The sequence below is a fragment of the Parapedobacter brassicae genome (assembly GCF_051400755.1).
In the GTDB taxonomy this organism is placed as follows: domain Bacteria; phylum Bacteroidota; class Bacteroidia; order Sphingobacteriales; family Sphingobacteriaceae; genus Parapedobacter.
In genome coordinates, this window is the sequence record NZ_JBLFFL010000002.1 from 124,847 (window position 1) to 148,320 (window position 23,474).

Here is a 23,474-nt window from a genome sequence, read left to right on the forward strand (position 1 = left end):
TTGACAAAATCTGATAGATTTGATACATCCTAAGCATCTGCCTGCCATATTTGGATGATGAGCATGCTCCCTAAGGGGGAATGGGGCCGGTTTTGCAAGAAGCAGCACCGTTAAAACGTAGCGATATGCGTTTTTATGTATTACCTTTTTTGCTCGTGATCCAGGGAAGCGCTGGCTATGCATTCCAACTTCCGAAGTCACCCTCGTCTGCGGATAGTGCCATCATCGATGACTGGTACCGGAGTGCATTTCATTCGCTGAAGGACAGCCTGCCGCGATCGGATGATCTCATCAACAAGGCCTGGAAAATGGCGATTAGCATTTCCTATCGCCGGGGGATCGCCGACGGATACTATTATACGGGATGCGTATACGAACAAAAAGGTGAACAACAAACTGCCGTGCGATACTTTGAAAAAGCGGTTTCATTATATACTCAGGGGCAATTTTTGAATAACCTCCCCGATTGTAATCGGCGATTGGGACAGCTATACATGCAGCAACGCAGCTATTATGGGGCGTTGCAGCGTTTTCTGGAGGGATTGCAGGTCGCGGAAAACCAGGAAAACCAAGAGAGCCAAATCGAGCTGCGTATTCAACTTGCCAATTATCACAATACGGTTTCGAGTGATTATCAGGAGGCGATCCTATTGCTCGATGGTGCGGAAGCGTTGGTACGCACGCATGGGTATATCGCAGCATTGGGGAGGATCTATTTACAATACAGCATCAGCCACACCAAACAACGGAATTATGAGCGTGCGCTGCATTACAGCCAGTTGGCCAAACAGGCGTTTGAGCCCGACACCGGTCGCGAAAATTTACTAAGGGCATTGCTGGCGGAGGGTGAAGTTTATGAAGAAACCCGTGATGCGGCGCGACTGGCCACCGTACTTGAACGGAGCGAAACGTTGCTCGACTCCGTAGCAAGCGACGCGTTGACGTTCCGCCACCAATTATTGTATGCCACCGAACTGTATTTCTTGGGAGATTACTCCAGTGCACTGGACGTTTGTGAACGGTTATACACGCAGCTGAAGGATAAGGCACGTACGGAAACCTGGTCTGGACTTCGCGCGTTGCAGGCAAGGATCCACTATGCCAGGGGAAATCTGCAGAAGGCCGACAGCCTGTTCAACGATTATGCCTACACAAAGGACAGCCTGTACGCCGCCCAATATATCGGGCAGGGTGCGGCCATGCATGAAAACTATCAGTTGGAGAAATTCGAACGGCAGATCAGGGAACAGGAATTGCAATTGTCCAATACCAACTATCAGCGGTACGGGTTGATCGGGGGCATCGTAGTCTTGCTGGCGGTATTGGGTATCCTTTATTTCCACTTTCGGGAAAAGGATAAACTGGCGCATCGTGTGGCGACAAAAAATGCAGCGATTTCGGTTCAAAATGAAGTGTTGAAGCAGGCTAATAAGCAAAATGACCTGCTCCTGCGCGAGATACACCACCGTGTCAAAAATAACCTCCAGATCATCAACAGCCTGCTCAGCCTGCAGTCACGCAAGACGACTAACGAGGAGGCGATTGCCGTTATGCAGGATAGTATGAGCAGGATCAATTCCATCGCCCTCATCCACAATAAACTCTATCAACAACAAAACCTCCATCAGCTGAACATTCAGGAGTACATCGAACAGCTTGGGGCACACCTGCTGCGGATCTATAACGTCAGCAAAAAATACATCGACCTTCAAGTGGAGGCCAACGATGTTTCGCTGGATATCGATACCGCGATATCGGTCGGCTTGATCTTGACGGAGTTGATCACCAATTCGCTGAAACATGCATTCATTGGCCGTGAGGAAGGTGAAATCCAGGTACTGGTCAGGCAGGAGGGAGACCTCGACTATGAACTGGTGTTTAAGGACAATGGCATCGGTATACCGGAAGCCAAGCAGAAACAAACGAGCGAAACCCTGGGATTCCGGCTGATTCACTCGCTCACCAGGCAATTGACGGGTACCGTCCGCTATACGTTCGACGTGTTTTCGACATATTCCATCCGGTTTAAGGGGCAGGCTTGATGTGCTTATGGTATTTATTACGTGACAATCGCTTCATATTGGCTTAATATGGGGCTCCTATTTTTGGCAAATTGAACAACCAATCAGGGATTTAATGAAACGAAGAGATTTTTTTAGAAAAACCACTATTGCCGCTGCGGGTTCGGCGATGTTATCGCCGCTGGGCGCATTGACCGGCACAGGCCGTCCACCTATATTCAACGGCGCATCGGCAAAGACGGCTAAGAACATCATTTTCATGGTGAGCGATGGCATGAGCGTGGGCACATTGAGCATGGCTAATATGCTGCGTGAGCGCCGGGATGGCAAGCTGAGCGAATGGATGTCGCTGTATCAGCATAATGCCGCTAGTCGGGGGCTGATGGATACGGCGTCAGCGAATAGTTTGGTGACCGATTCTGCTGCCGCCAGTTCGTCATGGGGCGGAGGTGTACGGGTCAACAACGGAATCCTCAATGTCGCGCCGGACGGGAGCCACCCGGTGCCCATCCTTCAGAAGTTCAAGTCGGCGGGCAAAGCCGTAGGCTGTGTCACTACCGTGCCGATCACGCACGCGACACCGGCGGGATTCTGCGTGAATAGCGACAGCCGATCGGACCAGCCCGGCATTGCCCTGATGTACCACGACCTGCGGTTTGATGTGATGTTGGGGGGCGGCACCGAGTTTTTCAGTGCGGATAAGCGTGCCGACAAGCAAGATGTTTTCGGGAAATTCGCCGCCAGCGGTTTCCAGGTGGCCAAGACGCGGGATGAGCTGCTGGCGATCGATACTGGTGCTAAGGACGCTCCCATATTGGGTGTGTTTCATCAGGATGGCTTGCCTTATGCGCTGGACCGGGAAAATGATGAGGCCTTGAAAAAATCGACGCCTTCGTTGGCGGAGATGGTGGGTACGGCTATCCGGCATTTGCAGAAGAACCGCAACGGGTTTGTGCTGCAAGTGGAGGGTGGCAAGGTCGACTGGGCCGCCCATGCGAACGATATCGGTGGTCTGCTCTACGATCAATTGGCTTTTGACGAAGCGTTGGCTACGGTGATCGCCTTTGCCGAAGCGGACGGAGAGACGCTGGTGATCGTGACGACGGACCACGGGAATGCGAATCCGGGCTTATTCGGCGCAACTGAGAACTTCGAGAAAATTATCGGTTTTAAACATACCAATGACTGGGTGTTGCAAGGTATCGACCGGGATTTCACAGCCAGTCAGGTGCGGGAACGCATCGAGCACGCGCAGGGATATGCCATTAGCGCTAATGAAGCGATCCAGCTGCTTGCTCATTATGTGACCGACCGCAATGAGGATGGGCTGTATAACCCCTATAAACTGCCGTTTGCTGATTTTGCTGACATTCAGCGGAAGTATACCGCTATCAGCTGGGCAAGCAATGGGCACTCGGGCGATCATGTGGAAATTGCGGCTTATGGGGTAGGGCGCGAACTGCTCAAACCATTCGTGCGGAATACCGAGATGCACAACCTGATGCTGGAAGCGGCGGGGGTGAAGACCAAAAAGCCCGCTTAACCGAGCTGGTCGATCCGTACCCAGTCCATCCCCGCGGCGATGGCACCCTGTACACCGGGGTTGCCGTCTTCGAAGACCAGGCAATCTGCCGGAGCGACCCCAAGCTGCTGGGCCGCCGCCAGAAAGGGGTCGGGGTAGGGTTTGCCCCGGTCGGTGTCACCGGCACAGACAAGCGCTTCAATCGTATCAATCAGTCCGATTACCGTGAGTGTGCGGGTGACCGTCTTGCGGCTCCCGCCGGAGACCACGCCGATGCGCACCTTGCCGATATGCGCTTTCAGGTGGTGCACTACGAAATCAATCGGCAGCGTATCCGACACGTAGCGGTCAAGGAAGATGGTCGACTTCAGCGTAGCAAACTCCTGTGGAGGGACATCCGTGCCATACCGCTTATTGATTTCCTCAGCGATCAATACCGTTGGCCACCCGGCAAGTTCATCAATGATGGCGGTGTCCAATAGGATGCCGTACTGGGCAGCGGCTTCGCGGTACGCGGCTTTGTGCGCATGCATGTTGTCGGCGAGCGTGCCATCGCAGTCATAAAGGAATGCCTTATACGGCATTTTGCGGCTTACCTCGGTGAGGATGTCGAGCTGTTCTTGTATCCGTGTGTCAGTCATCTGTTGGCTTTCCTTCTTTTTTTCTCTTTGGCAATGAGCGATAGCTCGCGCCCGGTCTGCCCCGCGACCGAAGTGTTCTCCTGAGCCCTCCGGAAAAGATAGGGCATCACCGCCTTAACAGGTCCATAAGGCATGTATTTGGCCACGTTATAACCCGCTTCGCCGAGGTTAAAACTCAGGTTGTCACTCATGCCCAGCAATTGCGCGAAATGAATATGCGGATGATCATGCGCGAGCTGGCGGCTATTCATTTCCTCGGCCAATAGCAGGCTGCTGGCCTCGTTATGGGTGCCCGCCATGAACGCAATCCGATCAAGGTGGTCGAGACAGAAGCGGATAGCGAGGTCATAATCCCGGTCGGTCGCCTCTTTATTGGGTTGAATTGGCGAATCGTAGCCTTGGTCGGCAGCCCGTTCCCGTTCGATTTCCATGTACGCACCGCGCACCAGCTTGGCGCCGAGGAAGAATCCGGCCGTCTCGGCCAAATAGTAATCGGCCTGCAGCGAGGCCAGTTTGTCATGGCGATAGAGTTGGTAGGTATTGTATACCATCGGCGCACGGCGGTTATACTGCTGCATCATCTCCCGTGCGAGATCGTCAATCGCATCCTGTATCCAGGAGTGCTCCGCATCGATCAATACGTTTACCCCGTTGTCATGGCATGCCTGACATATGCGGGTCACCCGTTGCTTCACCCGGTCATATTCGGCTTGTTCGTCCGGACGGAGCGCTGTTTTGGCATGGATCTTTTCAAACAGTTCAAAGCGGCCAAGCCCCGTGGGCTTGAATACCGAAAAGGAAATGTTCGGGTCTGTCTTGGCGTAGGCGACGGTCCGCAGAATCTCCTCGCAAGTGGCATCAAAGACATGCTCGGCATCTTCGCCCTCGACAGAGTAGTCAAGAATTGTTCCCACATGCTGCTTTGCTAAGCGTTCGATCGCGGGAACACACCCTGCGATGGTCTCGCCGCCGCAGAAGTGATCGAAGATGGTGCTGCGGATGATACCCTGTATGGGTAATCCGGCAGTCAACGCAAAATTGGTAATCGGAGGCCCTATCTTGGTCAGAAAATTGCTGGCGATGATCTTAAATAGCCAATAGGCTTTATGGAGGTCTTTGTCGCTTTTATTCCGGAATGCGATAGCGGTATTTTCAAACGAAAGTTCGCTGCTTTGCTGTGTTTGTTGGGACATTCAATGATGCAATTGCTGGTGCGAAATTAGGGATAATTGCGGTTTTATGCAAGTTGGTTTACGGGTTTCGATCAAGGCGGGCGCTTTTATGCCTGCCAGTTGGTTTCACCGTGATTAAGCACTACATTTGCACCATGATGACCTTTAAAATCACCGGTGAGTACATCCAGTTAATCCAGTTGCTGAAAGCGCTTAACTGGGTGGAACATGGGGGGGAGGCGCAGGCGGTGGTCGTTGCGGGATTGGTGAAATACAATGGCCGGGTGGATTACCGCAAACGGCTGAAAATAAGGCCGGGGGATAAGGTCGAGTTTAACGGTAAACAGGTACAACTAACGGAATAAGCCATGAAGAAGCGATTCATATTCCTCTTGCTCACGGCGTTATGCGCTTGCGATGCAAAGAAGAAAACCGATAAGCCCTACGTGTTGGCCATTGCGGTGGAAACCTATGAAAAAAAGGGTTCGGACGTCATGGTGGAAAAAATGGAAACCGATACGGTGACGGTGCCGACAGCGTTGGCTGCATATGCCATGGGCGTTCAGAAATATGCCGCCGTATTGATGCATATCGCGCAGTTTCCAGACTCCATAAAGGGTGCAAAGGGCATGAAGATATGGGATGAACAGGGCAATGATGTGGTCCCCTCGGTTCCCCAAACCCAGCGGGATAGCGTGATCATGAACTTTATCCAATTTGCACGGCGGTCGGATATACCTTACTATGAACGCGTGAAAGATTTTGAACTCAAACTGATGACAGCAAGATAGCAACTGATGGACTCCTATATTCCGAGCACGGGCTACCACGTGTTTTTTGACGATACATTGGCTGAACTGGAGCGGTTTATCCAAGCGAACACCTACTCCAAGATACTGATACTGACCGACCGGAATACCAGCGAGCATTGCTTGCCGGTGCTGCAAGCGGCCATGCCCACGTTCGATGGCTATGACGTCATTGAGGTAGACCCCGGAGAGGAAAACAAGAACATTGATTTTTGCATCGGTATCTGGAAGATGATGCTCGACTTCGGTGCCGACCGCCAAAGCCTGCTGATCAACCTGGGCGGCGGGGTGGTGACCGATATGGGGGGCTTCGCGGCGTCGACCTTCAAACGCGGGATTGACTTTGTGCAGGTACCGACTACCTTATTGTCACAGGTGGATGCTTCGGTCGGCGGCAAAACGGGTATCGATATGGATAGCGTGAAGAACATGATCGGCACCTTTGCCCAGCCCAAAGCGGTGTTCATTTCCACAGCATTCTTGCGGACATTGGATAACCGTCAATTGGTATCGGGCTTTGCCGAAGTCATTAAACATGGCCTCATCCGCGATGCCGACTTCTATGAACAGGTGAAGGCGCTGGATGCGTCGGCATTGACCACTGCTCATATCCGGCACTCCGTATCGATCAAAAATGAGGTGGTCACACAGGATCCAACCGAGAAGGGGCTGCGAAAGATCCTGAATTTCGGCCACACCATCGGCCACGCCATTGAGGGGTATTCATTGGCACATGACAGCAGGCCCCTGCTCCATGGGGAAGCCATCGCCGTGGGGATGATCTGCGAGGGATATTTATCCCATCGGATCAATGGGTTGCCCAAGGAGGCACTGGATGACCTGGTCGGCACCTTCCAGAAACACTTTCCCGATTATCGCTATAGCGAAGCGTCCTACGAGCTGTTTATTGACTTGATGAAGAATGATAAGAAAAACACCGGAGGCAGGATTGGTTTTGCGTTGCTGAGCCAGATCGGCCATTGCAGCGTCGATGTGTTTGTGGAGGAAGCGTTGATCAAGGAAAGCCTGGATTTCTACCGGGCGTTATCCTGACCAATGTTGGCGCGGCTCATCACCGGTTGTGCAAAAAGGTCGTGATCAGTGCTGCTGTGCGCGCTGATGCACCTGGCTGACCCATTTTCTCATGCAGTAGCTCGTAGTAGTTGAGTACCTGCCCGCGATGGGCCTTGTTGTTCAGGAGCAAATCCAGCTCGTCGGCAATGCTGTCCTTGTTGCACTCTTTTTGGATCAATTCACGCACGGCGGGCATGTCGATGATCAGGTTGACCAGGGAGATAAACCGCACCTGGATGACCATCTTGGCAATGGCGATGGACAGCGGGTTGGCCCGGTACACCACCACCTGCGGGACGCGCAGCAGGGCGGCTTCCAACGTGGCGGTACCGCTGGCAACAATCGCCGCTTCGGCATGTTTGAGGAGGTCATATGTGGCGTTGAACACCACGGGGAGCGCCCGTCCGTCCATGTGCTGCGTATAATACGTCTTGGTGAAATTAGGCGCACCGGCGACCACGCAGTGATGTGCGGGGAACAGGAGCGATACCTTCGCCATGATGGGCAGCAACTTGCTGATTTCCATTTCGCGGCTGCCGGGCAGCAATGCAATGATGGGCTTGCCCGCCAGGTTGTTCTCCTCCAGGAAATGCGGATTGTCGACGTGGCTGGCAACCGCATCCAAGAGCGGATTGCCCACATAGTCGACTTCCATTCCCCAGGTCCGGTAGAAATCAACTTCAAAGGGGAGAATACAGAAAAGCTTATCCACCACGCGCTTGATTTTTAACACCCGGCGTTGGTTCCACGCCCATACCTTCGGTGAAATGTAGTAGCAGACCTTAAACCCCATTTCCTTGGCAAAGGAAGCGATTTTGAGGTTAAATCCCGGAAAATCGATCAGTACCAAGGTGTCCGGCTTACAGGCCGACACATCCGCTTTCACCAGCCGGAGGTTTCGGGCGATGGTCCGGATGTTGGCCAGTACTTCAACGAAGCCCATGAACGCCATTTGGGAGGTATGGATGACCGCTGTTTCACCGGATGCCTGCTGCATGCGATCGCCACCGACGATCCGGAATTGCGCATCGCCGTCCTCCTTTTTGAGCGCATGGATGAGGTTGGCACCATGCAGGTCGCCCGATGTTTCCCCGGCGATGATGTAATACCTCATATACCTAATTCCACTTGGAAGGTGGCACCCCAGTTATTGCCGTCGTTGCTTGTCCGGTAGATGCCGTCTTCAATTTGATAGCTCGCGTTCAATTGCAGTTTGAAGCGGTGGGCGCGGAAATACTTGGTCAAGCCGAGTTCCACGACCTCCGTCTGCGCCTCATAAGCGCCGATATCCTGGTGCGGCTTAATCCACGTGTACCGGCTCGCAAGTTCGTATCCGGCATTTCTGTTCAGCAGGTAAGACAGTTGTTGGTTGAGGCCCTGCCCTTTGAATGCATAGATAACTTCGCCTTCTTCGTCGGTGCTGAACGGATCACCCACATCGCGCCGCATGTATTCTACCTGGTAGGCCCAGCCCCGATACTTAAAGATGGCATCGTAAAAGCTGGTTTTCAGCGTGAGGGGAGAAGCGAGGAACTTGCCCGTTTGGCCACCGGCGCGTGTTGTACGGTCATTGTAGCTGTAGCCTCCGCCGATCGACAGCTTCGGCATTTCCTCATATTCGAGGTCGCCCTCGTAATAGTCGCCCCCATTGGTGAATGCACCGAGTGGCAGGAACTCCATCCGTCCGGTATAGGCTAAGCCATTATCGGTCGCCAGGGCGGCGCGGCCTTCGCCGGTACTGATGGCCCCCTTGAAATGGAACGGCACCGACCCGATCTTAGGGGAATAATACGCCTTGACGCCGAAGTCGCGATCGATATTGAACGTGGCGTTGACCAACGAGCGTTCAGCAAATTGCAGTTCACCCGACGAATTGACCCGTTGACGGTTGCCGGGAAGTTTATTCTGTCCGAAGGAGACATAGAAATTGTCGGTAAAGTGGTAGAACACCACCGCGTCACGCACAATGTTGACGACATCCGTATCGTCATAGTCCTGATCGCCACGCGTAAACCCCAGCTGGATGCTGTACGACAGCCGGGGATTGTAGATATAGCCATCCATCCGCAGCCGCAGGCGCCTGATACGCGCCTCAAAGCTCTCGGCGCCAAAGTCGTCGCCGCTGACGGAAGTGTACCGCAGGCGGTTCTGCATCCTGAACCGGAAATTGATATAAAACGTCGAATCGTCACCCGTGTACTGGATGCCCTTAAAATCTTCAATAGTTGGCCGTTCATCATTTTGACGCTGGCCGAAGGCTAATTGGCAGGTGCTACACAGGATAACGGCAAAAAAAAACAATAATCGATTTGTCATGCTACGCAATGGTTAATATTCGCTTATAAGGTTCTCACGTCAGGTTCCTGCTGGCTCAGGCAGTGCCAACTGCCCAATCCCCAGATGATCTCGAAGCTATCGATACCGACCACCTTACGATCGGGAAAACAGCCCGCTAATATATCCAGCGCCCGCTGGTCGTTTCGGTCGTCGCGGTAAGTAGGCACGGCCACCACTGTATTGGCGATGTAAAAATTGGCATAGGAGGCGGGTAGCCGCTGGCCGTCGTACACCACTGGCGTCGGCATGGGCAATTCGATAATGTCGAGTTGCTTACCATCCTGGAGCCGCATTTTTTTGAGCAACCGGAGGTTATCTTGCAAAATGGCATAATTTTCATCCGAGCGGTTCTCTTCAATCACGGTCACCACCGTGTCGGCGTTTACAAAACGGGTGATGTCATCGATGTGGCCATCGGTGTCGTCACCGACGATGCCGTCGCCAAGCCAAAGAATCTGCGAGGCACCGTAATAGGCATACAGGTACTCCTCAATTTCTGGCTGGCTCAAGTGCGGATTGCGGTTCTTGTTGAGCAGGCACGCCGTACTGGTCAAGATGGTACCTTTCCCGTTGAAGTCCACTGAGCCACCCTCCATCACGATGCCGGGGTGATAAACCGGTATGTCCAGCGCCTTTCCGATCAAGGTGGGAATAACATCATCCTGTTCGTAAGGCGGGTATTTATTGCCCCAAGCGTTATAGCCCCAGTCCACGATGATCTTTTTCGTGTCGGCATCGGGGTTGATTAAGAAAGCCGGACCATGATCGCGGCACCAGGCGTCGTCTGTCGGATGGTGGTAAAAGGTCACGCGGGACAAGTCTACCCCCGCATGCAATAAGTGGGTTGTGGCGGAGGCCTCCATGGCCGCATCGGCTACATTGATACATACCTGCTCGCCAGCGGAAACTTCCTTGATGAATTGGCAATACGGACCGAATACGGTTTCGAGCTTGCCCGGCCAGCTCGCCTCCTTATGCGGCCAGCTCAGCCAGGTGGCACGGTGGGGATACCACTCCGCTGGAAAGCGGTAGCCCAATGCTTGGGGAGTCAGCCTACTCATCAATGAACCGTTTGGTAATGGGTTGGTAGCTGTCTATCCGGCGGTCGCGGAGAAAAGGCCAATGTTTGCGGAAGTAATCCGATTGGGACAAATCTACTGCGGTCACTTCTGTTTCCTCGCGGTCATGGTCACCCAGGTAAAGCAATCGTCCCTGTGCATTGGTGATGAAGCTGCCGCCCCAGAATTTCATCGCGCCGTTTTGCTCAAATCCTACACGATTCACGCTTACGACCGGAATACCGTTGGCCACGGCATGCGATCGCTGAATGGTCTGCCAGGCGTTGTATTGGTCTTGGTTGGTCTCCTGATCCTGGTCAGTTGACCAGCCGATGGCCGTGGGGTAAAACAAGATCTCGGCGCCCATCAACGCCGTGATGCGTGCTGCTTCGGGATACCATTGATCCCAGCAGATGAGTACGCCAATCGTGGCGAACTTGGTTTTGAATACCTTGTAACCCAAATCGCCCGGCGTGAAGTAAAATTTCTCGTAAAAAGCCGGGTCATCGGGGATGTGCATCTTGCGGTACTTGCCGAGGTAAGTGCCATCGGCATCGATCACCGCGGTCGTATTGTGGTACAGTCCCTGTGCACGTTTTTCGAATAACGAAGCGATGATGACAACACCCAGCTCGGCCGCCACGGTCTGCAGGGTTTCCGTAGAAGGGCCCGGTATGGGTTCAGCCAAGTCGAAATTGTCGTAATCTTCCACATCGCAGAAATAAAGCGAGGTGAACAGTTCCTGCAAGCAGACGATCTGCGCTCCCTTAGCGGCGGCTGCGCGGATCTGCGCCACCGCTTTGGAGAGGTTGGTTGCCTTGTCTGCCACACAACTCATCTGCACCGTCCCGATTTTTACGTTGGTCATGTTTGCTGCTTTTTTTGTCGCAAAGGTACGACTTATTACAACAGTAAAAAAGCCGGCAGGTTTTCAAAACGTGGCTTGCTGACGCCGTGGATCAATAGACCAATTCGTACGCCGCGACCTCGTTTTTGAGAAATGTGGGAACCAGTACAAGATTTTGTCCCGGTACAAACCCGATATCAGCCGTATTGGATTTTTCGGCTTGCGTATCGAGCAGCACGGTGGTTTCCTTGCCACGGATGAAAAAGACTTCGCCGTGCCATCTGCTGGCCACGAAGGTGCTGTCATTCAAGATGATCAGTCCATCACCGCCGGTTACTTCCGTATTGACGACTTCCTGCGTGTACTGACCGTCGTCGCTGAATTTTTTGAGGCCTTCGCCATCCAAGGCATACAGACGGCCATCATGGCATTCGAGTCCATTTACATTGGGGTTGGCGGTTGAGATGGTCTCATAGCTTCCGTCCGTAGTCATGCGATAAATGTGCCCCGTCTGCGTATCCGAGAAGTATAGCTGCTGCCCATCGGTCGCCAGGTCGTTGAGGAAGACCGCGCTGTCCACCGCGATGGTTTTCTCGATGGCTGCCGAAGCAATGTCAATGATCTTGACGGCATCGATGTCCGTGACATACAGTTTGCCGCCCAGCACCGCCATGCCTTTGGGCGCGTGCAAGTCGCCCTCCACCCATTTGAGGTCGCGGATGGTGCCATCGGTGTTGAGCGTGGAGATAAAGCCATCGTTATCTTTGTCTCCGGCGTTGGTATTGCCGTTCGCGACGAAGATGGCGTCCTGTGCCGGGTCGTATAAGGCAGATTCCGAACCCGTAAAAATGGTGTCCGTTTTCCACGACTGCGTAAGCTTCGGCGTCACCGGCGCATCAGTGGAGTCGTTGTTTTGTCCGCCTGCGCATCCCAGTAGCGTCAACGCGGTGGCGGTGAGAAAAAATGAAGTGTTCATCATATCAGGATTTAATTAATAATTGATTCATTCCTTATCGACCACTCACCACCGATCACCGATCACTCACCACCGATCACCCACCCACCATCAGAGCTGTTTCCGCAGCCGTGCCACCGGTATCCCCATGGCTTCTCGGTATTTGGCCACAGTCCGGCGGGCGATGGTATAGCCCTTTTCCTTCAATATCTCCGTTAATTTTTCGTCGGCCAGCGGCTTGCGTTTATTTTCGTTTGAAATGCACTCTTCCAATATTTTCTTCACCTCTTTGTTGGAAACCTCTTCACCCGAATCGGTTTGTATGGCTTCCGAAAAGAACGACTTGAGCAGGAAGGTGCCGAATTCCGTTTGCACATATTTAGAATTGGCCACGCGGGATACCGTGGAGATGTCCATATCAATCCGGTCGGCGATATCCTTCAGGATCATCGGCTTCAGTTGACGTTCATCGGCCGTCAGGAAGTACTCGTACTGGTAGTTCATGATGGCGTTCATGGTTTTGAGCAGCGTTTGTTGCCGTTGTTTGATGGCATCGATAAACCACTTTGCTGAGTCGAGTTTTTGTTTGACAAACTGCACGGCTTCTTTCATCTTCTTGTCTTTCTGAGACGCTTTGTCATAATGCTCGAACATCTCCTGATACGAACGGCTCACGCGGAGCTCCGGTGCATTGCGGGCATTAAGGGTGAGGTGAAGTACGCCGTCGTTGTTGGTGATGTGGAAATCAGGAATGATGTGCAGCTGTTTTCCGGCTACAGCCCCCGAGTCGCCCGGTTTTGGATTGAGTTTGAGTATTTCGTTGACGATTTCTTTCAGCTCTTCCGAGTCGATGCTGAGTACACGCTCCAGCTTGTCATAGTGCTTCTTGGTAAACTCATCGAGGTAATTCTCCACCACGGCCATCGCCTTCTTGATGATGAGGCTGTCCTGATCCTTTTTGCGCAGCTGGATCAGCAAGCACTCCTGGAGGTTGCGGGCACCGATGCCCGGAGGATCAAACTCCTGGATGACCTTGAGCATCTCTTCGACCTCCTGTTCCTCGGCGATGACGTTCTGGGAAAACGCCAGGTCGTCAATGAGTGATGAAATGGGTCTTCTGAGATATCCATCATCATCCAAGCTCCCGATGATCTGCTGCCCGATGAGGAAATCCCGGTCAGACAAAGCAAGCAGGTCGAGCTGCTGCTGCAGGTTTTCGAAGAACGAATTTTGAATCGCGATGGGGATTTCCTTGCGGTCATCCTCGTCGTCGCCATTGCCGTTTTGATTGCCGCTGTAGTCGTTAATGTCGTCTGATTGCAGGTAGTCGTCTACATTGAATTCATCAAGCTCGCCAGACTGCTCGTCCTCGTTAAAACGCTCCTCATCGGGATCTTTATCCGGATATTCTTCTACCGGATCGTTCATATTGGCGAGACTGATGTCCTCCAATGCCGGATTTTCTTCCAGCTCCTCTTTGATGCGGGTATCCAACGAAACCGTGGGCACCTGCAGCAATTTGATGAACTGGATTTGCTGAGGAGATAGTTTCTGTAATAACTTTTGTTGTAGAGTCTGTTTTAGCATAATCAATTCGCTGGGCAAAAATACGAAAATAAAGGTTATCGTACCTACCTCATCAAGCGTAAGTTATTGAAATGGGCTTTTAACATCCGTAAGCCATCTACAAAACCCATTAGCTTGATCCCTTCCTTGGCCGCATTTGCCTTGCTGATGGCATACAATAGCCGCCAATGCTTACAAACTTCTTTCCACGCGAAAAAGACGGAATGCGCGGGATCATAAATATGCGCGGGTTCGCTCGCTGCACCGTTTAATTCAATGATCGAAAAATGTTTCCCCATGTGGAGTTCTTCCCAGCTTTTAAACTTGACATCCAAGCGGCCGTAATGAAACCCGGATATCTGTTGGCAGACATGATCGATGGTGTTTGACAGCGCTTCGTTGATTTTATGGCTGACGTCCACAAATCGGGCACCCCGGCAATGGGTGCCGTAGGGGAGGGTATACTGCGCGCCGGTGTGCAGTACGGTGTCCAGCAACGCGCCGTAGGTAGCCCTGAGTACGGGTAACTGAATAACGTACCGGTCTTCCTTTGCGAGCAGATCCGCGATGGTTGACGACCCATCGCCCGTAACGGTCAGGTATTCCTTACCGACGATGCCCGAGATGCGCCCTCGTGGCTCGCCGGGCATGCGGTAATAAAAGATGCCGATTTCATGCTCATAATCGATAAATTCCTGAATGAGGAAATCGACCTTACTCTCAGCGGCATAACCACTCAGGTCAGCGACGTTATGCAACAATTTTACGCCAGTTCCCCGATCGCCGACATTCGGCTTGGCCATCAACGGAAAGTCGAACCCGTTCGCCCGTAGTGATTGTTCCAGCGCATCGGCTTCCGTACCGGCCGGTACCAGTTGTGTCTTGGGGTAGTACTGGTAGGGCATGAGGTTGTAGATCTCGTGCTTTGGGGCGAGGGTAAAGCCCGAATACGGAATGCGGGGATTTGCGGCACTAAAGAAAAACGGGGTGCGTGCCCTGAGGCTGATCCAGAACCAATAGGCCATCAACGGAGCATAGAAAACAGGGGCCGGCCAATATTCCCAACTGCTGGTCTTGATCAGCCACTTTTTGATCGGCCATGGCCATTTATCGGATACAGTGTTGGTTTGCTGATTTATCGGTTGGAGTGCCATTCGTACAGTGTCTGCCCTCCTCGAATCTTTATGTATCATATTTTCAGTGACCAAAATTGGTAATGGTGCGCCAATGGCTTTTAAATAAAACAGCAAATTAACGGTTTTGTTGTATAGGTCCAATTATGGCCAACAAAAAAAGGGCGCTTTTCCGAGCGCCCTTTTTGATTTCCTTTTTTTACAACTGTTTCACCAGTTTGTCGGCCAGAATAGACTTAGGAACGGCTCCGATTTGTTTATCCACGATTTCTCCGTTTTTGAAAAACAGCAGCGCGGGGATATTGCGGATACCGTATTTTACCGAAATATCGGGGTTATGGTCCACATTCACCTTGCCTATTACCACCTTGCCATCGTATTCCTTTGCCAATTCTTCGACGATCGGACCGACCATGCGGCAAGGGCCGCACCATTCCGCCCAGAAGTCTACCAATACCGGTTTGTCTGATTGCAATACAACTTCATCGAAGTTGCTGTCTGTAATTTCTAGTGCCATAATGTTCATTCGTTATGCTTGGGCAGCAGCCATCGGCTATCAGCTTCCGCGTATTTCACTTAGTTGTTTACACGTTGTTTCGGTTGCTGGTCACCAACCACCGGTCACCAGCCGCCGATCACAAAGATAAGTATCAAATTCATTGCCAGGGCATCGATACGGACAATCTGACATTAATTTAACTTGTAATGGACACCGTTGATCTCGGTAAGTGCCTCGATGAAATCATTACTCGGACTGATTTTCAGACCTTTAGAGGGCATTTCGATGCTGATTTCCGACTCCAGATCACGCACGGCAAACTTCAACTGGCAGGTTTTATTTTCGTATTGCTCGATATTGGTATGCACCAGCTGTTGAATACGGCTGACGAAAACATCGTTCACTTCATGCAGGGGCACCTGTATGGTGATGCATTTGGCCAGCTTGTCCCGCAAATCCGAAAGTAATTGCATGCCCTTGACCTCGAATCCCCAGTTTCCAGGTTGGCGGAACCGCTCCTGGATGATTCCTTTGACCTGTATGAAGTATCCTTCGTGCAGATAGCCCTTCATTTTCACATAGTCCTCGCCGAACAAGGCGATTTCATAGGAGTCTGAATAATCTTCGAAGACCATCACACCGAAGGGTTTCCCATTTTTGGTAATGCGGTGACTCGCCGCGGTGACCAAGCCACCGATGATCAATTCCCTATTTTTGATTTTGCTGAATTCCGATAGCGTTTCTTCATCCACGTCCGACCCCTTTACCTTGTCGATCAGCGTAAGCAGCCGGACAGCATGTTGGCAGAAATGCTTGATTTCAAATCGGTAGCTATCCAACGGATGGCTCGTCAGGTAAATGCCGATCACATCCTTTTCGTATTTGAGTTTTTCGATCAGTCCCCATTCGGCACAAAAGGGCAGGGTAGGTTCAGGGATCTCGGTGTTGCTGCTGCCACCGAACAGGCTTACCTGTGCAGAGTTTTCGTTTTCCTTGTGCTTAGTGCCATACTTCAATGCTTTTTCCAGCGTGGTACCCCCATCGCCGTCGGCATGGAAATACTGTGCCCGGTGCGATCCAGCGAAACAATCGAACCCGCCGGCATAAGCAAGGCTTTCGAAGGCTTTCTTATTCGCTGCCCGCAGATCAATGCGCCGTGACAGGTCAAAAATCGATCTGTATGGTCCACCCGTGCGGCTTTGCACGATGGTGTCCACGGCACCCGCACCCACACCTTTCACTGCGCCCATGCCGAAGCGGATGGCACCCCTGTCGTTGACCGTAAATTTGTAGTACGATTCGTTGACATCCGGTCCCAGTACCTGCAAACCCATGCGTTTACATTCTTCCATGAAGAAGGTGACCTGCTTGATGTCGTTCATGTTGTTGGAAAGCACGGCGGCCATGTATTCGGCTGGATAATGCGCCTTTAGGTAGGCGGTCTGATAAGCCACCCAGGCATAGCAGGTGGAGTGCGACTTATTGAATGCATAGCTGGCAAATGCTTCCCAGTCTTTCCATATTTTTTCCAGCACCTTGGGTGTGTGGCCGTTGGCCGCCGCCTGATCGACAAACTTCGGCTTCATCTTATCCAGTACGTCCCGTTGCTTCTTGCCCATGGCTTTGCGGAGGACGTCCGCCTCGCCCTTGGTAAAACCCGCCAGCTTCTGCGACAGCAGCATCACCTGTTCTTGGTACACGGTGATGCCGTAGGTTTCCCGGAGATATTCCTCACAGGCATCCAGATCATAGGTAATGGGTTCGTGACCGTGCTTGCGGCGGATGAAGCTGGGGATGTATTCCATCGGTCCCGGGCGGTACAGCGCATTCATGGCGATGAGGTCGCCGAAGACCGTCGGCTTCAGCTCCTTCATGTATTTTTGCATGCCAGGCGACTCATATTGGAAGATGCCGATGGTTTCGCCGCGCTGGAAGAGCTCGTATGTCTTTTGGTCGTCTATCGGAAACGCATCCGGATTGAGCTCGATGCCATGCCGGTGTTTCACAATATTGACCGTATCCTTAATGAGGGTGAGGGTCTTGAGTCCGAGGAAGTCCATCTTGAGGAGTCCCGCACTTTCGACCACCGAATTGTCAAACTGGGTGACGTACAGATCGGAGTCTTTTGCCGTGGCCACCGGCACGAAGTCCGTAATGTCATCAGGTGTGATGATCACACCGCACGCGTGAATGCCCGTATTGCGGAGCGAACCTTCGAGCACCTGCGCCTGCCGTATCGTTTCGGCCTCCACACCGGTGCCGTTGGCCAGCTGGATCAGCTGCTGCACATTTTCAAGCTCTTCGGAACGCAGGGCGCTTTTGAGTGCCTGCGCATCCATTGTGAAAATCTTGTTGAGCTTCAGGTTGGGGATTAGCTTGGCAATCTTATCGGCTTCAAAGAGGGGGAGATCCAGCACCCTAGCCGTGTCGCGGATAGACGATTTAGCGGCCATGGTGCCATAGGTGATGATCTGCGCCACCTGATTGGCCCCGTATTTATTGATTACGTACTCCATTACGCGGCCCCGGCCTTCGTCATCGAAGTCGATATCGATATCGGGCATGGATATCCGGTCGGGATTGAGAAACCGTTCGAAGAGCAGGTCGTAGGCAATGGGGTCGATGTTGGTAATGCCCAGGCAATAGGCCACGGCCGATCCGGCTGCGGAACCCCGACCCGGACCGACGGACACGTCCAGTCTGCGGGCTTCGGCAATGAAATCCTGTACGATGAGGAAATAACCCGGATATCCGGTCCGCTCAATGGTGGCCAATTCGAAATCCAACCGCTCGCGTATCTCGGGAGTGATTTCGGCATAACGTTTCTCCGCTCCCACATACGTGAGGTGCCGCAAGTACTTGTTTTCGCCCCGTTTGCCTTGGTCGCCTTCATCTTCGGCCACCATGAATTCCGGCGGGATTTCAAATTTGGGCAACAATACTTCGCGGTAGAGTGTATACGGTTCGATCTTGTCGACGATCTCCTGTACATTGAGAATGGCCTCGGGCAGGTCTGCGAAGGCCTTCCTCATGTCCGCACCTGACTTGAAATAATACTCGTCATTGGGCAGTCCGAAACGGAATCCGCGTCCACGTCCCTTGGGTGTCGCCAGCTTCTCGCCATCCTTCACGCAAAGGAGGATATCATGTGCATGCGCATCTGCCTTGTTGATATAATAGGTGTTGTTGGTGGCGACAACCTTCACCTGATGTTTTGCGGCCAGCGCGATGAGGCTTTGGTTGATGCGGTCTTCATCTTCCTGCCCATGTCGCATCAATTCGATGTAGAAATCCGCACCGAACGTGTCTTTCCACCACAGTAAAGCCTCCTCGGCTTGGTTTTCGCCCATGTTGAGGAGTTTATTCGGAATCTCGCCATACAGGTTGCCCGAGAGCACAATAATGTCTTCCTTATACTGCTCCACAACGGCATGGTCAATCCGGGGCACATAATAAAATCCCTTAGTATAAGCGATGGATGACATCTTGGCCAGGTGATGATAGCCTCGCTTGTTTTTGGCCAGCAAAACCACCTGATAGCCATTATCCTTGCGCGATTTGTCCGTGTGGTCTTCGCAGATGTAAAACTCACAGCCCACGATGGGCTTGAGGATGATTTCGCTGGGGGTTTCGCCCTTTTCGATGGCCGCTTTGTTTTTGGCTTCAGCGGCCTTGTTATGGTTGAGCACGCTGCTCACGAAGTGGAATGCCCCCATCATGTTGCCGTGATCGGTGATGGCCACCGCAGGCATCTTATGTGCTGCTGCGGCCTTTACCAGGTCATCTATGGAGATGGTGGACTGCAAGACGGAAAACTGCGTGTGGTTATGCAGGTGCACAAAATCCACCTTGGCCATATCCCGTTTGTTGGCTTCGAGATCCTGCGTGGGGACGCCCACCTGTTGCTGCTGCAGCCGCTTGCGCAGCTCGTCCGATGCGGCTTTTAAGTTGATATGGGTAAGCCCGAGGGGCTGAATGGATTGCGGGTTGCACTGGCGGAACTCCAGAAAATAGCCTGTGTCGGTCTGCAATTCGGCAGGGGTGAACACCTCCCGCTTGATCAGCTCCAGGAAACAGCGGGTGGTGGCTTCGACGTCGGCTGTAGCATTATGCGCTTCGGCAAAAGGAACCCCAAACAGGTATTGATGCAGTTCCGTCAGGTTAGGAAGCTTGAATTTGCCGCCGCGGCCTCCGGGTATTTTGAGCAATTCGGCCGTGATCTCTGTACAGGTATCCAGCACGGGCATAGCGGCCAAGGGAGTATGCACGCCAAGGCGATGATATTCGCAGCCCATGATGTTGATGTCGAACCCGATGTTTTGGCCCACCACAAACTTGGCCTGGGCCAGCGCCGTATTGAATTTGACCAGTACGTCGGCTAGGGGGATACCCTGCTCTGTGGCCAGCTCGGTGGAAATGCCATGTATGCGCTCCGCGTCAAAGGGAATATTGAAGCCATCAGGTTTGATTAGATAGTCCTGATGCTCAAGGAGATTGCCCATGGAATCATGCAGCTGCCAGGCAATCTGTATGCATCGTGGCCAGTTATCAGTGTCGGTAATGGGTGCATCCCACCGTTTGGGAAGACCAGTTGTTTCGGTGTCAAATATCAGGTACATCGCTTGCCTCAAGACATGGGGAGTAGATCATGAATCGCCCAAACAAACTTACGGAAAGTTGAGTGGAATCGAAACAGAAAAACCACATGGACAGGGTCCATGTGGCCAAGCCATTGGAATTAATCCGTTTATGTTTTCAACACGGCTACTTCGAAGGGAACGTCCGGTTGGCCTTTACCTCTTCGATTTGCAGGGTGTGGCGTGCCGTGTGGCCGGCGACGAACAGTAGGGAATGATAGGCATCGATAGCGCCAAAGGGTGAGTCGCTGACGTGGTTACGCATGTCATCGATGGAAACTTGCTTGATGTAAGCCAGTATTTCAGCCCGTTGGGCCTGAAAGTCTTTGATCGCTTCCTGCGGATCGGAATACCGGCCCTTGCCGATCAGCTCCTTTGGAGCTTCCGCTTTTTGACTACGATCGGTGATGCCATTGATCAGCTGCTGGCTCGTGACCTTTACTTCCGCTCTCCGCTCGGGGTTGGCGGGTTTTTCGAGCGCCTCTTTGGCCATGTCAAAAAGTGCTTTTTCCGTGATCACGATGTGCTCCACACATTGGCTTATGGACCATGCCTCGGCTGACGGCTTATATTGCAACTGTGCGGCACTCAGACCTGCAATGTTTTTTTGCAGGTTGTCTTCGGTTTTGCGGTAATAATCCAATAAGAAAGCCTTGTCGTCCTGTATCACCCGGAAGCCCCCGTGAACGGGCTGTACTGGAGGAGTGGGTTTCGTCGAAGTAAACGAGAGGATCAGTAAGGAAATACCCACCAATAATAACTGTTTCATGGTATTCATGTTTATGTTAATGATATTCGTCTAAAGCCACCCAAAGATACAACAATCGACTCGCATAACCGGGTGCAGATGCGCCATTTTTAAGGGGGAAGCGAGACAATATGCGATGGAAGCGGCGGGGTATGTTAGGTAGTTTGCAGTGCTGTGGAGGATGTGTTTATTGAAATTATGCTGTTAATTTTAGGGTTGTTTTGATTTTTATTGAATTTTAGGACTATAAATTGCATATTTTGGACGTCAACGGGCATGTGTTTAATGATTTATCAAAAATAATTACAAATTATTGCGATTATATTATTGTAATTACTACTTTAGCTGCGAAATTAATGATATAAAACAAATGAATTCGAAGAAATCAACAATTCCTTTCATTTTACTGGTTGTAGTGGTATTATTGGCGCTGTTTTATCCAGGATTGCCTGCTGGAGGTGAGCACGAATTTAGTGGGGCAGATGTCGCCTGGATGTTGACTTCCACGGCGTTGGTTCTCATCATGACACCCGGTTTAGCTTTTTTTTATGGAGGGATGGTCAAGAAAAAAAATGTGATCTCCACCATGCTGCAAAGTTTTATCTGTATGGCAGTTGTGGCGGTGATCTGGGTGGTATTTGGGTTTAGCTTGGTATTCGGAGAATCCATCGGCGGTATCATTGGCAATCCGGCTACCTATTTCATGTTTGACGGCGTCATCGGCGGACCGAATTGGCCGGGGGCGCCCACGATTCCGTTTGCGCTATTTGCGATGTATCAGCTGAAGTTTGCAATCATCACGCCGGCATTGATCACCGGTGCTTTTGCAGAGCGTATCCGGTTTACCTCTTACATTCTGTTCCTGTGCTTGTTTTTCATCTTTATCTATGCGCCGTTAGCACACGCCACTTGGCATCCCGATGGGCTGTTGTTCGGCATGGGCGTACTTGATTTCGCCGGAGGCACGGTCGTGCACATGTCGGCAGGGGTTACGGCGTTGGCCTCGGCATTATACCTCAAGCAGGGATACGCCAACGGAGGGCATGATCCCGCGCGGATCACCTATGTGATCTTAGGCACGGGGTTACTCTGGTTTGGGTGGTTCGGTTTCAATGCCGGTTCCGCATTCGGTGCTGGTGAGTTAGCCGCTACCGCTTTAGCGACCACCACTACCGCATCAGGTGCAGCTGCACTGGCCTGGATATTTTTCGATGCCGCCAGGGGTAAAAAGCCGACGGCCATGGGTGTATGTATTGGCGTAGTGGTCGGTTTGGTGGCCATTACCCCCGCAGCCGGTTTTGTCACGGTGCCCCACTCCTTGATCATCGGGGTCGTTACATCGATCATCAGCAGGCTGGTTGTTGAATGGCGCACCCGTTCGCGGGTAGACGATACGCTGGACGTATTTCCGAGCCATGGCGTGGGAGGAATGGTCGGCATGATCCTGACCGGCGTATTTGCCACTCATACCGTCAATGCGGTAGTCACCACTGATGGGTTGTTTTTCGGTGAAACAGGACTGTTCACGGCCCATGTCATCGGTTTGATAGGCGCGGTTATTTTTACCTTTATCATGGCCTTCATCATCCTGAAGGTAACAGACGTGATCACCAAGCTACGCGTTTCGCCTGAAGAAGAGGAAATGGGACTGGATATCAGCCAGCATGGCGAAAAATTATAAGTTGATTCCTGATCATCACTGTTGCCACCCCTGCGTTCCAGGGGTGGCAGCTTGTTTATATAATAGGAACACTCAACGGGGAATAAAAATTTTAATGATATCATCGGCCACGGTCACCCTCCGTTTGCTGTCTTTATGCATAACAAAAGAGGAGAGTTCATCAATGCTTGGATAATCCCCTTCCCCGGTAAACAATCGGGCGTCATCAATGAGAATACCGTGATCGGGTGCCGCCGTTAGCAGGACTTCGAGTTCTGCTAAAATAGGCGTATTCTTTTCTCCTTTTGCCGTGATCCCTGCTGAATAGTGACCATCGAGCCAGCACAACGCAGGTTCATTGATCTCCATTAACAGGTCCTTCAGCACAACGCCACTGTCCCCTTGCAGGATTTTTACATGTGGAAACGCTGCGAATCGCTTAACAGCCCGTTGATGCAGGTCTTCTCCCAATTCGATTGAATAGATTTTTTCGAAATGATTTCGCTGGGCTTCGACCATATCCCCCAAATAGGTGCCTGTCTCTATGAATACCTTAAAACCATACGCTTTCCGGTACTTATGAATGTTGTTTTGCTTGATGATATGCAGCGCAGGGAGATCGGTTTCGTTGAAACGTGCCCTTTCTTCGTTTTTCGGGCGGCGGCCAAATAGCTTTCGTAGCATGATGGGAGGCGTTTATGTAAGGGATAAAAATATGGAACATTTTCGAAACGGGAGCCAAGCAGCATGTAAACATAGATCATAAAAGTAAGTTGAAACATTGTTATCTAAAAA

19 protein-coding genes are annotated in these 23,474 nt (G+C 51.9%); 6 read left to right on the top strand and 13 right to left on the bottom strand.

All coding sequences use genetic code 11. The features are described 5' to 3' along the window. The first annotated feature begins 125 nt into the window (after positions 1–125). Positions 126–2,042, top strand: a complete 1,917-nt coding sequence (locus tag ACMGDE_RS06105; RefSeq protein WP_436831881.1) for a sensor histidine kinase — start codon at positions 126–128, stop codon at positions 2,040–2,042. 94 nt (positions 2,043–2,136) lie between these two features. After that, positions 2,137–3,564 carry an alkaline phosphatase gene (locus ACMGDE_RS06110; RefSeq protein ID WP_436831882.1) on the top strand — a complete coding sequence of 476 codons (1,428 nt, stop codon included), beginning with the start codon at positions 2,137–2,139 and terminating at the stop codon, positions 3,562–3,564. Here ACMGDE_RS06110 and ACMGDE_RS06115 read toward each other — a convergent pair. Further along, positions 3,561–4,184 carry an HAD family hydrolase gene (locus ACMGDE_RS06115; protein WP_436831883.1) on the bottom strand — a complete coding sequence of 208 codons (624 nt, stop codon included), beginning with the start codon at positions 4,182–4,184 and terminating at the stop codon, positions 3,561–3,563. The two genes, ACMGDE_RS06110 and ACMGDE_RS06115, sit on opposite strands and share 4 nt — an antisense overlap. Then, a complete protein-coding gene (locus ACMGDE_RS06120; RefSeq protein WP_436831884.1) occupies positions 4,181–5,377 on the bottom strand; it encodes a proline dehydrogenase family protein in 1,197 nt (398 codons plus the stop codon). The genes ACMGDE_RS06115 and ACMGDE_RS06120 overlap by 4 nt, the downstream gene beginning before the upstream one ends. Before the next feature lie 134 nt (positions 5,378–5,511). On the opposite strand from ACMGDE_RS06120, the gene ACMGDE_RS06125 reads away from it, so the two are divergent. The 3 genes from ACMGDE_RS06125 to aroB are packed head-to-tail and all read left to right on the top strand — an operon-like array spanning position 5,512 to position 7,218. Continuing rightward, positions 5,512–5,721, top strand: coding sequence for an RNA-binding S4 domain-containing protein (locus tag ACMGDE_RS06125; RefSeq protein WP_436831885.1), 210 nt, complete (start codon positions 5,512–5,514; stop codon positions 5,719–5,721). 3 nt (positions 5,722–5,724) lie between these two features. Further along, positions 5,725–6,147, top strand: coding sequence for a hypothetical protein (locus tag ACMGDE_RS06130; protein ID WP_436831886.1), 423 nt, complete (start codon positions 5,725–5,727; stop codon positions 6,145–6,147). 6 nt (positions 6,148–6,153) lie between these two features. After that, complete coding sequence (gene aroB, locus ACMGDE_RS06135; protein ID WP_436831887.1) at positions 6,154–7,218, top strand: 3-dehydroquinate synthase; 1,065 nt, start codon at positions 6,154–6,156, stop codon at positions 7,216–7,218. Positions 7,219–7,237: 19 nt separating this feature from the next. Here the strand turns inward: aroB and lpxB are convergent, their stop codons facing one another. The 10 genes from lpxB to ACMGDE_RS06185 all read right to left on the bottom strand — a co-directional run bounded on the left by lpxB (position 7,238) and on the right by ACMGDE_RS06185 (position 21,040). Beyond that, positions 7,238–8,353, bottom strand: coding sequence for a lipid-A-disaccharide synthase (gene lpxB, locus ACMGDE_RS06140; RefSeq protein WP_436831888.1), 1,116 nt, complete (start codon positions 8,351–8,353; stop codon positions 7,238–7,240). Beyond that, positions 8,350–9,555, bottom strand: coding sequence for a porin (locus ACMGDE_RS06145; protein ID WP_436831889.1), 1,206 nt, complete (start codon positions 9,553–9,555; stop codon positions 8,350–8,352). The genes lpxB and ACMGDE_RS06145 overlap by 4 nt, the downstream gene beginning before the upstream one ends. A 23-nt stretch (positions 9,556–9,578) precedes the next feature. Then, positions 9,579–10,637, bottom strand: coding sequence for an agmatine deiminase family protein (locus ACMGDE_RS06150; protein ID WP_436831890.1), 1,059 nt, complete (start codon positions 10,635–10,637; stop codon positions 9,579–9,581). Further along, entirely contained in the window at positions 10,630–11,502 is an 873-nt protein-coding gene (locus ACMGDE_RS06155) for a carbon-nitrogen hydrolase (protein ID WP_436831891.1), read from the bottom strand. The genes ACMGDE_RS06150 and ACMGDE_RS06155 overlap by 8 nt, the downstream gene beginning before the upstream one ends. Positions 11,503–11,593: 91 nt before the next feature. Further along, positions 11,594–12,457, bottom strand: a complete 864-nt coding sequence (locus ACMGDE_RS06160; RefSeq protein ID WP_436831892.1) for a DUF5050 domain-containing protein — start codon at positions 12,455–12,457, stop codon at positions 11,594–11,596. A gap of 90 nt (positions 12,458–12,547) precedes the next feature. Continuing rightward, positions 12,548–14,023 (bottom strand): RNA polymerase factor sigma-54, encoded by a 1,476-nt coding sequence (rpoN, locus tag ACMGDE_RS06165; RefSeq protein WP_436831893.1) that lies wholly within the window; start codon positions 14,021–14,023, stop codon positions 12,548–12,550. 44 nt (positions 14,024–14,067) lie between these two features. Next, entirely contained in the window at positions 14,068–15,156 is a 1,089-nt protein-coding gene (locus ACMGDE_RS06170; RefSeq protein WP_436831894.1) for an ATP-grasp domain-containing protein, read from the bottom strand. Positions 15,157–15,334: 178 nt separating this feature from the next. Continuing rightward, complete coding sequence (trxA, locus tag ACMGDE_RS06175; protein ID WP_436831895.1) at positions 15,335–15,652, bottom strand: thioredoxin; 318 nt, start codon at positions 15,650–15,652, stop codon at positions 15,335–15,337. A gap of 173 nt (positions 15,653–15,825) precedes the next feature. Continuing rightward, the gene (dnaE, locus tag ACMGDE_RS06180) at positions 15,826–20,253 is read right to left on the bottom strand and encodes a DNA polymerase III subunit alpha (protein ID WP_436831896.1); all 4,428 of its coding nucleotides are present in this window, start codon (positions 20,251–20,253) and stop codon (positions 15,826–15,828) included. 145 nt (positions 20,254–20,398) lie between these two features. Further along, the gene (locus ACMGDE_RS06185) at positions 20,399–21,040 is read right to left on the bottom strand and encodes a DinB family protein (protein WP_436831897.1); all 642 of its coding nucleotides are present in this window, start codon (positions 21,038–21,040) and stop codon (positions 20,399–20,401) included. A gap of 349 nt (positions 21,041–21,389) precedes the next feature. Here ACMGDE_RS06185 and ACMGDE_RS06190 point away from each other — a divergent pair, with 349 nt between their 5' ends. Continuing rightward, positions 21,390–22,700 carry an ammonium transporter gene (locus tag ACMGDE_RS06190; protein ID WP_436831898.1) on the top strand — a complete coding sequence of 437 codons (1,311 nt, stop codon included), beginning with the start codon at positions 21,390–21,392 and terminating at the stop codon, positions 22,698–22,700. Between the two features lie 72 nt (positions 22,701–22,772). Here ACMGDE_RS06190 and ACMGDE_RS06195 read toward each other — a convergent pair whose 3' ends face one another. Further along, positions 22,773–23,363, bottom strand: coding sequence for a hypothetical protein (locus tag ACMGDE_RS06195; protein WP_436831899.1), 591 nt, complete (start codon positions 23,361–23,363; stop codon positions 22,773–22,775). Positions 23,364–23,474: the final 111 nt, after the last annotated feature.

Coding starts and splice junctions, on each gene's coding strand:
- ACMGDE_RS06105 (WP_436831881.1), top strand. CDS start 126: ATGCGTTTTTATGTATTACCTTTTTTGCTCGTGATCCAGGGAAGCGCT.
- ACMGDE_RS06110 (WP_436831882.1), top strand. CDS start 2,137: ATGAAACGAAGAGATTTTTTTAGAAAAACCACTATTGCCGCTGCGGGT.
- ACMGDE_RS06115 (WP_436831883.1), bottom strand. CDS start 4,184: ATGACTGACACACGGATACAAGAACAGCTCGACATCCTCACCGAGGTA.
- ACMGDE_RS06120 (WP_436831884.1), bottom strand. CDS start 5,377: ATGTCCCAACAAACACAGCAAAGCAGCGAACTTTCGTTTGAAAATACC.
- ACMGDE_RS06125 (WP_436831885.1), top strand. CDS start 5,512: ATGATGACCTTTAAAATCACCGGTGAGTACATCCAGTTAATCCAGTTG.
- ACMGDE_RS06130 (WP_436831886.1), top strand. CDS start 5,725: ATGAAGAAGCGATTCATATTCCTCTTGCTCACGGCGTTATGCGCTTGC.
- aroB (WP_436831887.1), top strand. CDS start 6,154: ATGGACTCCTATATTCCGAGCACGGGCTACCACGTGTTTTTTGACGAT.
- lpxB (WP_436831888.1), bottom strand. CDS start 8,353: ATGAGGTATTACATCATCGCCGGGGAAACATCGGGCGACCTGCATGGT.
- ACMGDE_RS06145 (WP_436831889.1), bottom strand. CDS start 9,555: ATGACAAATCGATTATTGTTTTTTTTTGCCGTTATCCTGTGTAGCACC.
- ACMGDE_RS06150 (WP_436831890.1), bottom strand. CDS start 10,637: ATGAGTAGGCTGACTCCCCAAGCATTGGGCTACCGCTTTCCAGCGGAG.
- ACMGDE_RS06155 (WP_436831891.1), bottom strand. CDS start 11,502: ATGACCAACGTAAAAATCGGGACGGTGCAGATGAGTTGTGTGGCAGAC.
- ACMGDE_RS06160 (WP_436831892.1), bottom strand. CDS start 12,457: ATGAACACTTCATTTTTTCTCACCGCCACCGCGTTGACGCTACTGGGA.
- rpoN (WP_436831893.1), bottom strand. CDS start 14,023: ATGCTAAAACAGACTCTACAACAAAAGTTATTACAGAAACTATCTCCT.
- ACMGDE_RS06170 (WP_436831894.1), bottom strand. CDS start 15,156: ATGGCACTCCAACCGATAAATCAGCAAACCAACACTGTATCCGATAAA.
- trxA (WP_436831895.1), bottom strand. CDS start 15,652: ATGGCACTAGAAATTACAGACAGCAACTTCGATGAAGTTGTATTGCAA.
- dnaE (WP_436831896.1), bottom strand. CDS start 20,253: ATGTACCTGATATTTGACACCGAAACAACTGGTCTTCCCAAACGGTGG.
- ACMGDE_RS06185 (WP_436831897.1), bottom strand. CDS start 21,040: ATGAAACAGTTATTATTGGTGGGTATTTCCTTACTGATCCTCTCGTTT.
- ACMGDE_RS06190 (WP_436831898.1), top strand. CDS start 21,390: ATGAATTCGAAGAAATCAACAATTCCTTTCATTTTACTGGTTGTAGTG.
- ACMGDE_RS06195 (WP_436831899.1), bottom strand. CDS start 23,363: ATGCTACGAAAGCTATTTGGCCGCCGCCCGAAAAACGAAGAAAGGGCA.